Annotated in this window: 9 protein-coding genes and 2 pseudogenes; 8 read left to right on the top strand and 3 right to left on the bottom strand. The window is 59.5% G+C overall.

Annotation, left to right across the window (positions count from 1 at the left end; genetic code table 11):
- Positions 1-62: 62 nt before the first annotated feature.
- Positions 63-629, bottom strand: a complete 567-nt coding sequence (locus HTY61_RS19460) for a LuxR family transcriptional regulator (protein WP_246272959.1) — start codon at positions 627-629, stop codon at positions 63-65.
- Positions 630-749: 120 nt separating this feature from the next.
- On the opposite strand from HTY61_RS19460, the gene HTY61_RS07410 reads away from it, so the two are divergent.
- The 8 genes and pseudogenes from HTY61_RS07410 to HTY61_RS19450 all read left to right on the top strand — a co-directional run.
- A complete protein-coding gene (locus HTY61_RS07410; RefSeq protein ID WP_175276189.1) occupies positions 750-1925 on the top strand; it encodes a thiolase domain-containing protein in 1176 nt (391 codons plus the stop codon).
- Positions 1926-1954: 29 nt separating this feature from the next.
- Positions 1955-3466, top strand: a complete 1512-nt coding sequence (locus HTY61_RS07405) for a class I adenylate-forming enzyme family protein (protein ID WP_175276188.1) — start codon at positions 1955-1957, stop codon at positions 3464-3466.
- A gap of 58 nt (positions 3467-3524) precedes the next feature.
- Positions 3525-4610 carry a C4-dicarboxylate TRAP transporter substrate-binding protein gene (locus tag HTY61_RS07400; protein ID WP_175276187.1) on the top strand — a complete coding sequence of 362 codons (1086 nt, stop codon included), beginning with the start codon at positions 3525-3527 and terminating at the stop codon, positions 4608-4610.
- A gap of 4 nt (positions 4611-4614) precedes the next feature.
- Positions 4615-5142: a TRAP transporter small permease gene (locus HTY61_RS07395; protein WP_197945374.1), complete on the top strand. Its 528-nt coding sequence runs from the start codon at positions 4615-4617 to the stop codon at positions 5140-5142.
- A gap of 86 nt (positions 5143-5228) precedes the next feature.
- Positions 5229-6545: a TRAP transporter large permease gene (locus HTY61_RS07390; RefSeq protein WP_175276186.1), complete on the top strand. Its 1317-nt coding sequence runs from the start codon at positions 5229-5231 to the stop codon at positions 6543-6545.
- Positions 6546-6816: 271 nt separating this feature from the next.
- The gene (locus HTY61_RS19685) at positions 6817-7083 is read left to right on the top strand and encodes a transposase (protein WP_175276185.1); all 267 of its coding nucleotides are present in this window, start codon (positions 6817-6819) and stop codon (positions 7081-7083) included.
- A complete protein-coding gene (locus HTY61_RS19680) occupies positions 6969-7334 on the top strand; it encodes a transposase (RefSeq protein ID WP_175278460.1) in 366 nt (121 codons plus the stop codon). The genes HTY61_RS19685 and HTY61_RS19680 overlap by 115 nt, the downstream gene beginning before the upstream one ends.
- A 62-nt stretch (positions 7335-7396) precedes the next feature.
- Positions 7397-8235, top strand: a pseudogene (locus HTY61_RS19450) (IS3 family transposase); the annotation flags it as partial.
- Positions 8236-8298: 63 nt separating this feature from the next.
- Here HTY61_RS19450 and HTY61_RS07365 read toward each other — a convergent pair.
- Together HTY61_RS07365 and HTY61_RS07360 are read right to left on the bottom strand one after the other, a co-directional pair.
- Positions 8299-8746 (bottom strand): annotated as a pseudogene (locus tag HTY61_RS07365) (IS5 family transposase); the annotation flags it as partial.
- 308 nt (positions 8747-9054) lie between these two features.
- Positions 9055-10851, bottom strand: a complete 1797-nt coding sequence (locus HTY61_RS07360; protein ID WP_175276181.1) for an ABC transporter ATP-binding protein — start codon at positions 10849-10851, stop codon at positions 9055-9057.
- Positions 10852-10875 lie beyond the last annotated feature (24 nt).

Below are 10875 nucleotides of genomic sequence, written 5' to 3'. Positions count from 1 at the left end.
AGCGTGACCATGGCATGCCGCATATTCGGTAGTTTCTTCGCCTCGGCAACACCGCGACCGTTTCATTTTTGCACGATCATCTTGGCGGCCAGTTCGGCTGCGTTCTGGACGCCAAGCTTTTTCATGACCGAACTGCGATGAACCTCCACGGTGCGCGGCGAAATCCCCATGGCTTGGCCTGTTTCCTTGCTGGTGTAGCCATTCACGATATATCGCGCGACTTCGCGCTCGCGCGGTGTCAGAATGGCTGAATTCGGCGGGCGGCTTTCGAGGTGTTCGAAGCACCAGACCATCAGGCGGAAGGGATCGGTTGGCGTCAGTGTTCGCCCGGTGGCACGTGTCCAGATTATCTCGCCGCTGCGGCATTGCATGAAGCGTTCATCGGTGTAACGCGGTCCGCTCTCCAGCCATCGCTTCCAGCGTGCCCCGGTTTTCTCATAGTCGACGCTCGACGGATAGAGAATACGGATCGACTGGCCTTCTAGCTCTTCCCGGGACCAGCCGAATATGCGTTCGATTTCCGTGTTGACCCGCTGAATCATACGGTTCGAAAGAACCATGAGGCCTACGGGTGCGTCCATGAAGCCGGTGAAATTGAGGTCTGCATTCGAAATGCGGTCAAAGTCCACATTCCCCTCCCGTTCTTATCGCATGGCCGTGACTACGTAACACCTACGTAGATTTATACGTAGTTTTACGAATTGTTGCCATACGAATTTTCCGTGACGAATGTCGCAGGAGGATAATTCATGACCGCCGATATCTTTATCACCGGGTCCGGGCACACGCGCTTCGGCAGGCTTGACCAGAGTCTCGAAGACCTGATTGTTGAAGCGGCCCGCGAAGCGATAGAAGAGGCGCAAATTGCTCCTGCGGAAATCGATGCCGTCTTTCTGGGGCATTTCAATTCCGGGTTGGTGCCGGACGGCTTTGCTTCATCGCTCATACTGCAGGCTTATCCAGACCTCAGGTTCAAGCCGGCTTCGCGATGCGAAAACGCCTGTGCTTCCGGTGCAGCGGCGATCCATGCCGGCCTGAATGCCATCCGTGCCGGCTCCGCGCGGAATGTCCTTGTGGTGGGTGCAGAGAAGATGACCCACCGCTCTACGCCGGACGTGACAAAGGCGTTGGCGGGGGCCGGTTATCAGAATGATACGGCCGAGGCCGACCTGAGCTTCCCGCAGGTCTTTGCCATTGCTGCTCAGCAGTATGCCGAGCGATATGGCGACCCAAGGGATGCGATGGCCCGGATAGCCTCAAAGAATCATGAAAACGCGATGAACAATCCGCTCGCGCACATGCACAAGAGAATGACCTACGAGCATTGTCGCGAAGTGAGCGAGAGCAATCCCTTGATCGCGCCCCCGCTGCGTTTGAGCGATTGTTCGCTGATCACCGACGGTGCTGCAGCGGTAGTGCTGAGTGCTGACAATGCTTCTGCAAGCGATGCCGACGCCAGGGTCAGGATTGCCGCCGCGGAACATGTGTCCGATTTCCTGCCGATGAGCCGCCGTGATTTCGTGGCGTTCGAAGGCCCGGAACGTGCCATTCGAATGGCCTATGAGACGGCCGGGATCACCGTGGACGACCTTGATTTTGCTGAAGTGCATGACTGCTTCACCCCGGCGGAACTGTTGATCTACGAGGCGATGGGACTCGCTCCGAAAGGAGAGGGCGTGCGTGCTTTGGAAGACGGCACCGTTTATGCGGACGGGCGCATTCCGGTGAACCTCTCTGGCGGGCTCAAGGCCAAGGGGCATCCGGTCGGTGCCACGGGCGTTTCCATGCATGCTCTGGGGTTCCGGCAGCTTACGGGTCGTGCAGGTGGAATTCAGCGTCCGGGCGCGGAATGGGGGCTCGCCTTCAACATGGGCGGCGCTGCGGTTGCCAATTATGCCACGATCCTGCAGGCCGATCGTATCTGATTGCTGACGTTCCGAGGACAAGAAAGACGATGAACATCGCGAACTGGCTGTATCAAGCAGCCTTGTCATGGCCGAAACGTCCCGCCGTCTACGAAGGCAATGCTCTGTGCCAGGACTATGCCGAGCTCCTGCAGGCGGTCTGCAACCGCGCTGCATGGCTGGCTGCGGAATACGACATAAGAAGGGGCGACCGAGTCGCAATTTTCTCCAAGAATGCCCCCGAATATATTGAGGTGCTTCATGCATGCTGGTGGCTGGGCGCAGTTGTCGTCCCGGTCAATTTCAAGCTCCACGCACGCGAGGCCGAATGGATCGTCCGGGATGCCGAAGCGGCGCTTGTTCTAACGGAAAGTGGCACCTTCTTTTCGGACTGCCATGACATCCGCGAAGCCGCGCTCGCCGCGCCGGTCTCGAATCGCGGAAAGATTACGGCGCCTGCTGAGGTCGGGAACGATGACCTCGCCTGGTTATTCTACACATCGGGGACGACGGGAACCCCGAAGGGCGCAATGTTAAGCCATAGCAATCTGCGGTACATGACGTTGTGCTACGCCCTCGACGTGGACTCGGCGCGATCCGATGATCACATGCTTTACGCAGCACCAATGTCGCACGGCGCGGGACTTTACATGTTTGCCCAGATCCGTGCTGGCGGGGCACACCTAATCCCCGCATCACGGGGGTTTGACTGCGAAGAAATCATTGGCTTGGCGAAAACTCGTGGCAATCTTGTCTTCTTCGCGGCGCCGACCATGGTGAAGCGGTTAATCACAGCGGCCAAGGCCCAAGGATATTGCGGCGAGGGCATTCGCACGATCATCTACGGCGGCGGCCCGATGTATGCGAATGACATCGACGAAGCAGTAGCCTGTTTCGGTTCGCGTTTTGTCCAGATCTACGGCCAAGGCGAGTCGCCGATGACGATATCCGTCCTGCCAAGGGATTTGGTCGCGGACCAGTCACATCCCCGTTGGCGGGCGCGGCGTGCTTCCGTGGGAATCGCTCAAGGGGCAATCAAACTCGCCGTGCTTGGATCGGACGGGACGCCTTTGCCGGCGGGTTATACCGGAGAGATCTGCGTCCAGGGGCCGACAGTTATGAAAGGCTACTGGAAGAATCCCGAAGCGACCCAACAGACCTTGCAGGGCGGTTGGCTTCACACGGGCGATCTCGGCCATCTGGATGAAGACGGGTTTCTTTTCCTCACGGACCGCTCAAAGGACGTAATCATTTCGGGAGGGACCAACATCTACCCGCGGGAGGTTGAAGAAGCGCTCCTTCGGCATCCGGCGGTTTTCGAGGTTGCCGTTATAGGGGAACCCGAGGCGGAATGGGGGGAGCAGGTGGTCGCGTTTGTCGTATTCGAACACGGCAAAAGTGCCACGGTGTCGGAACTCGACAGCTGGTGCCGCCAGCAAATCGCGTCATTCAAGCGACCGAAACGCTACGAATTCGTCAACGACCTTCCCAAAAACAGCTACGGGAAAATTCTGAAGACCGATCTCAGGGCTCGTTCGCGTGCGACCGAGGGAGCGCAATAGCCTGAAAATCAAAGCGATCGGGCAGAGGAAGCCGGATATCAAAGGAGGAGAAAATTCAATGAAAAGACGTGAATTTCTGAAAACTGTCGGTGCATTCGCCGGTGTCGGCGTATTCTCCAGCCTGCCAAACCTCGCGCAGGCGGCGACGTCGCTGAAGTTCGACAGTTATGTGAGTGACTCCGCCGGGCCATCCTGGATTGATCGCTGGTTCTTTGATGAGTTGGAGAAGCGCAGCAATGGCGAAATCACTATGCGCTACTACTGGGCTGGAAGCTTGACCAAGGTGGGTGGCCACCTTAGCGCCGTGCGCGACGGAACGAGCGAAACCACGCTGATCTCGCCCGGATATTACCAAGCCGAGCTTCCGGTCACTCGGGGGCTAGAATGGTATTTCCGCATGGAGCGGGCCGACGAGCTGCAGCAAGTCTGCCGAGAGGTTTACGAGAACTTCGAACCGCTTCGCCAAGAGTGGGAGGACCGGCATCGCGCTAAGGTTCTCTATTGGACCAATTGGAACTACGCGCCACTGATCCTGCGCGAGAAGATCACCTCGTTGGCGGATCTCAAAGGCAAGAAAATTCGAGCCTACGGAGTGGCCACGGACGTGATCGAGAGCTTCGGCGGTATCGCGGTTCCGATGGCCGCGGGAGAGGTTTACCAAGCGCTTGAGCGCGGGGTCCTCGATGGTGTTTACGGCTTCGATTTCGTCACCGCGGTGGCGTACAAGTTGCATGAAATAGCACCATACTTCCATGACATCGGCGACGGGCCCCACGCTCCAGCCGTCACCATCATGAACCGGCGCGTTTGGGAAAGTCTGCCGGCCGAGCAACAGCAGATCTGTACCGATCTTGCCAACGAATTGTATGGCGGAAAATTTGCGGAGATCTACAACAGTGTTCTCGCCGAGTACACAAAAAAGGCTCGGGCCGAAGGCGTGCTATTCTCGTCGCTGTCCGACGATGAAAAGGCAAAGGCGAAGGCAACGGTTCAGCCGGCACAGGTCGACAAGTGGGTTGAGACCGTTGCCAAGCCGAATGGCATTGACGGCGAAGCCATGCAGAAAGTCGTGGAAGAAGCGATCGCGCGCTATTCGGGAACCGGGACAATGAAGCGTCCATCCGAAATTGCGGCAGGGCTCTGAGCGGATGCTGGCGCGTCTGAACCGGCTTCTTGACGTGGGCGCGCGGATCACATCATGGGTGGCGCTGGGTTTCCTCGCCTTCATGATGTTGGCCATCACGTTGGACGTGGTGGCCCGCGCCTCGATCGGGCGCGCTGTTCCCGGCCTTTTCGAGATGACGGAACTGTCTATGGTGATGGTGGTCTTCATGGGACTGGGGGCCACATTGCTAGACGACGGGCATATCCGGGTTACAATGCTCACCGAGCGGCTTCCCGCACCTCTTGCTCGTATCAGCACGACTCTGGCTTGGGGCTTCGCGGCGCTGACTTTTCTGTTGCTGGCGTGGCCGGCAACGCAGGAAGCGGAATATTCCTTCTCGATCCGGGAGTTCCGTTGGGGCTATTTCCAGGTGCCTATCTGGTGGGCCAAGATCGCCGTTGCTGCGGGATTGTGGTTCGCGGCACTGCAGTCTGCCGTTCATGCCCTGCGGATAGCGGCGAAACAAGTCGATCCGCTGGCTTCCGATCATTCAGAGCCGAACATGCACTGATCTCGCGGCGGTTCCATCGCCTCGTCTGGCGCTGCCGCGCCGGCTTCGGCAACGGGTGGCACGCCCGCAACAACAGGACGTCGACCATGGATGTAATCTTCGTCACATTGCTCGCTGTCGGACTGATCTTTGTGCTGATGGCACTTGGCACGCCGGTTTTCGCAGCACTGGCAGTGGCCGGTGCCTTCGGTGTAGTCATGGTGGAGGATCTCGCCTTCCTGCTCGCCCGCCTGAAAACGTTCCCCTTCGGCGAGACCGCCAATTATTCGCTGACCGTCATCCCGTTGTTCATTCTGATGGGCGCGTTCGCCCATCACGCGCAGGTCGGCAGGCGGCTGTTCGAGGTAGCCAATAAGTGGGTGGGGCACCTGCCGGGCGGACTTGCGATGGCCAGCATCCTGACGTCGGCCGGCTTTGCCGCAACATCCGGATCGTCTGTCGCCACGGCGGCGACCGTGGGCGCTGTCGCTATTCCCGAGATGAAGGAGAAAGGATATGACCGGCGCCTCGCTGCTGGCGCGGTCGCGGCAGGTGGCGTGCTCGGAGTTTTGATCCCGCCCTCGGTCCTGCTGATATTCTATGCGGCTTTGACGGAAGTTTCCGCGGGCAAAATGCTGATAGCAGGGTTCGTGCCCGGTCTAATCACGACGATCGCGTTCATGCTCGGTGTCGCACTGATTGGCAGGCGGGTGCAGGACCGCTCCACACGTGCACCGCGTGCTTCATGGGCCGACCGGATAAGTTCGACGACGCAGGCGTGGCAGGTCGTGGTGCTCTTCCTGATTGTCCTCGGGGGAATTTATCTCGGGCTAGTCACACCGACCGAGGCTGGGGCGATTGGTGCGGTCGCGGCGCTCCTGATGCTCGTTTTCGCAAAATCGGTACGCGGGCAGCTCGGCAATTGTCTTTCCGAGAGCTTCCGTTCGACGGCTACGACGACCGTAATGATCCTATTTACCATGATCGGAGCCGGAATTTTCAGCTTCTTTCTCACCTTGGTTCAAATCCCGCAGATGATCGCTGGCGCAATCACGGAAAGCGGCATCTCACCGCATCTGATCGTAGCGGTATTGCTGCTGCTCTACATCCCGCTCGGTATGTTTCTGGATGCATTTTCGATGATGGTGATCACGCTCCCCATCGTCTTTCCTACGATTTCCGGGCTTGGGTTCGATCCGATCTGGTTCGGCATCCTGTGTGTCAAGATGTGTGAAATCGGATTGATAACACCGCCAGTCGGGCTGAACTGTTTTGTTATCGCCGGGATTGACCGCGATACACCGCTTCCCGACGTGTTTCGGGGTGCGCTTTGGTTTGTGGCGATCGAGATGGCCACGATCGTGCTTCTCTTTTGCATTCCGCAGATCGTCACTTGGCTGCCGGACACGATGATGGCGCGTTGAGGCTGAGGTTCGAGGAGGGGAAATGAAAGACAAGACGGTATACGGGACGGCATTCATCACGGGCGGAGGGTCAGGTATCGGACGTGCCTGCGCACTGCAGCTAGGTGTTTGATCCCATAAACGGGATTCCCATTGACATCGTGTTCTGATTCACTTCTCGACAGGAGGTGATCCATGGCGCGTTTCGACCTGACAGATTTCGAGTGGAACCTGATCCAGCCGCTGCTCCCGAACAAGCCGCGCGGCGTGCCCCGGGTGGGACGACCGGAGGGTGCTCAACGGAATCTTCTGGGTGCTGCGGACCGGCTCTCCCTGGCGCGACCTGCCCGAGAGGTACGGTCCGCACACCACCGTCTACAACCGTTTCAACCGCTGGGCCAAGGCGGGCGTCTGGGTGCGGGTCTTCAAGGAACTGGCCGAGAAATCTCCCGATTCCATGCAGTTCATCGACAGTTCGATCATCCGCGCTCACCGGCACGCGGCGAGCGGAAAAAAGGGGGCGAAGATCACGCCCTCGGTCGCTCTCGTGGAGGACTGAGCACCAAGATCAACGCGATGGTGGATCATCGCGGCCTGCCGGTGGCGATCACGCTTTCGCCAGGGCAGGCATCGGACAAGGCGGCGGTGGGCGATCTTCTGGCGGCCCATCCCGCGCCCGGCGACGTGGTGGCCGACCGTGGTTACGATGCGCGTGCAATCCTTGACCTGATTGCGGCCCACGGCGGCCGTGGCCACATCCCGACGCAGCGCGACCGCAAGGTGCAGCGCTCGGTGGACCCCGCCCTGTAGAGGTGGTCGCGAGATTTTGGACCAGTTGCTAAGCTTTAGCGACTGACGAAGGAATACCCCAGATGACAAAGCGGAAACGCTATTCGGCGGAGTTCAAGGCCAAGGTTGCGCTTGAAGCCATCCGCGAAGAGTTGACGACGGCCGAGCTGGCCAGGAAGTACGGCGTCCATCCGACAATGATCAGCGGATGGAAGAGAACGGCAATCGAGAACATGGCATCGGCATTTGGTGGTGCGGTATCGGCCGAGCCGGCGATATCCAGGAAGGATGTCGAGAAGCTGCATGCCAAGATCGGCCAGTTGGTCGTGGAGCGCGATTTTTTATCGGAAGCCTCCAGTCTCATCCTCGGCACTGGAGGCAAAAAGCGGTGAAGCAGGACCATCCCGATCTCAGCGTCCGGCGGCAGTGCAGCCTGCTGTCGCTGGCACGCTCCAGCCTCTCCTATCAACCGCGCGGGGAAAGCGCCGAGAACCTGGCGTTCATGAAAATCATCGACCGGCAGTTCCTGGAAACGCCATGGTACGGCTCGCGGCAAATGGCCCGCCACATGCAGCGAGAGGGACACAGATGCGGGCGCCATCGGGTGCGGCGACTGATGAGGCTCATGCGGCTGGTGCCGATTTACCAGGAGCCGAAGACGAGCACGAAACACCCCGAGCACAAGATTTACCCGTACCTTCTCAAAGGCTTGGCCATCACCCGACCCAATCAGGTCTGGTGTACGGACATCAGCTATATCCCGATGCGCCGGGGCTTCCTGTACCTCGTGGCGGTCATGGACTGGCACAGCCGGAAAGTTCTGAGCTGGCGGCTGTCGAACAGCATGGATGCCGGGTTCTGCGTCGAGGCACTGAAGGAGGCGGTCCACAAGTTCGGCAGCCCGGAGATAATAAACACCGATAGTCATACGATTGGTGCCAGTTCTCGGGTGGTTTGACTCAGACACCGATCGACCATTCGCTGGGTTGGTGACGATATGGCGCTTGCGGCCATTGATCTTCTTGCCCGCGTCGAAGCCTCCGTATTCCGCCGCTTTCGGTGATCATCGCCGACTGGCTGTCGATCACGCCGGCCGAAGGGCTGGCTTCCCGGCCATTCTTCTCGCGGGCCCGGGCCACCAGGGTGTTGCTGATCGAGCGCAGGATGCCATTGTCGCGCCAGTCGTAGAAATGGTTCTGCACCGTCGTAAACGGTGGAAACTCCTTCGGCAGCATGCGCCACTGGCAACCGGTCGAGGCCATGTAAAGGATCGCGTTCATCACCTCGCGCAGGTCGACCTTGAGAGGGCGGCCAAGCCGGCGCGGCGACGGCAACAACGGCTGGATCAATCGCCATTCCGCATCGCTGAGATCGCTTGCATAACGGCAGTGCCGGCGTACATGGTGAGACCGGGTGATATCAGTCCAGGGCATCGTGCTCTCCATCGTGTCTTCGCAAATCCGATGGAATCACAACCCGCTGATATCACTCAATCTTTTTGGTCAGGCTCTTAGGTCGGACCTTGGCAATGTTCCGTATGCTCAGCGGATCTACATTCAAGCCTGCGCCAAGGGAAAGGTGACGGCTAAGCTCGCGGCCCTTCGCGAAATCGCTGCAACTATGAAGCACAAGGCAAAATTCATTCTGGTGACCGACCGGATGTGCATGCGGGACTTAACCGACCGGCCACGTCTGCGGCTCGCTGAAATGATTCGGCTAATCCGGCCGGTACAAATTGCTGTTAATGCTCCTCCCATACGAGGTGTCCGTCGCCAACGTCCCGTGCCACCTGCTTGGGGGGCACGTAGTCGAGCGCATGGATCGGGCTTGGAAGGTCTTCCGCCTTCGCGATGAAGGCGCGGCGCGGGCGCGAGGGATCTGCTACGGGTACCGCTTCCATCAGTTTTCGCGTGTAGCGGTGTTGCGGATTCTCGAAGATTTGGGCACGGCTGCCCATTTCCACGAAGCGTCCCATATACATCACTGCAACACGATGGCTGATCTGTTCGACCACGGCCATGTCGTGACTGATGAAGAGATAGGATATGCCGGTCTCGTCCTGGATGTCCTGCAGAAGGTCGAGCACTTGCGCCTGGACCGACACATCGAGCGCGGCGACCGACTCGTCCGCGACGATGAGCTTGGGTGAAAGCGAGAGCGCGCGGGCAATGCAGATGCGCTGGCGCTGGCCACCCGAGAATTCGTGCGGATAGCGGCGCATCTGGTCCGGAGACAACCCGACGCGGCGAAACAGATAGGCCACCCGGTCTGCCAGTTCGCTGCCAGTGGCCAGCCCGTGAATAACGAGCGGCTCGGCCACAAGGTCGCCGACGCGCATGCGCGGATCAAGCGAGGCATACGGATCCTGGAACACCATTTGCACATCGCGCAGGACGGGTTTCATGGCGGCGGGACGCAGACCCCGCGTGGAGCGTCCGTCCACACGAATGTCTCCCTGCCAGGAAACTAGGTTCAAGAGCGCCTTCCCGGTCGTGGACTTGCCGCAGCCCGATTCACCGACGAGCGAAAGAGTTTCACCGCGCTTGATGGAAAATGAGATACCCTCGACTGCGTGAACGCGCCGTACCGGTTGCTGCAGAAAACCGCCCCGTATGTCGAAGCGCACGGTCAGATCCTCGACTTCAACCAGAGGCCGGTCTGTCTGCGGCTCTGCGGCCGGCGTCTTTTTCTGCCGCTTCAGGACACGCTTGGGCAGGGTCGTACCCTTCATCTCTCCGAGCCGGGGAACAGCGGCGAGAAGACGCCGCGTATACTCTTCGCCCGGCGTCGAGAATATCGCGTCGACCGCGTTGTGCTCCACCATGCGACCATGCTGCATGACAAGGACGTCATCGGCCATCTCGGCGACGACACCCATGTCATGAGTGATCATGATCACGGAAATTCCCCGATCGGCCTGCAGCTTGCGTATGAGGGCCAGGATTTGCGCCTGAACGGTTACGTCAAGAGCTGTTGTGGGTTCGTCGGCTATCAGGATTTCCGGATTCTGCGCCAAGGCAATGGCTATGACCACGCGCTGGCGCAGGCCGCCGGACAATTCGTGCGGATATTGCTCCAGCCGTCGCGCCGGCTCGGGGACCTGCACCTGATCCAGCAGTTCAATCGCGCGTTTGCGCATGGCGCCGGAAGAGACACTTTCGTGTGCGCAAATGGCATCCGCCAGTTGTCGGCCTATGGAGAGCACCGGGTTCAGTGATGTCATCGGCTCCTGGAAGATCATGCCGATGTGGCGTCCACGCACCTGCTGCATCTCCGATTCCGACAAGGAAAGGATATCCCGACCCGAAAGGCGCGCGGAACCGCCGGCGACACGTGCCATTGGTCTGGGCAGAAGCTGCATCAGGGCCAGAGCCGTCATCGACTTGCCCGAGCCGCTCTCGCCGGCGATGCACAGCGTTTTGCCGCGCATCAGCCGGAACGAGAGGTTGTCGACCACGGTCCGCGCCCCGACAGGCGTGGCCACCTGCACGGTCAGGCCATCGACCTCCAGAAGGCAGGAAGAGTCCGCTTGTGTCATGTAGTCAGTGCTTTCAACCCGCAT

This window comes from Oricola thermophila (assembly GCF_013358405.1).
Lineage (GTDB): Bacteria > Pseudomonadota > Alphaproteobacteria > Rhizobiales > Rhizobiaceae > Oricola > Oricola thermophila.
This window is presented reverse-complemented; position numbering and strand designations above follow the sequence as displayed.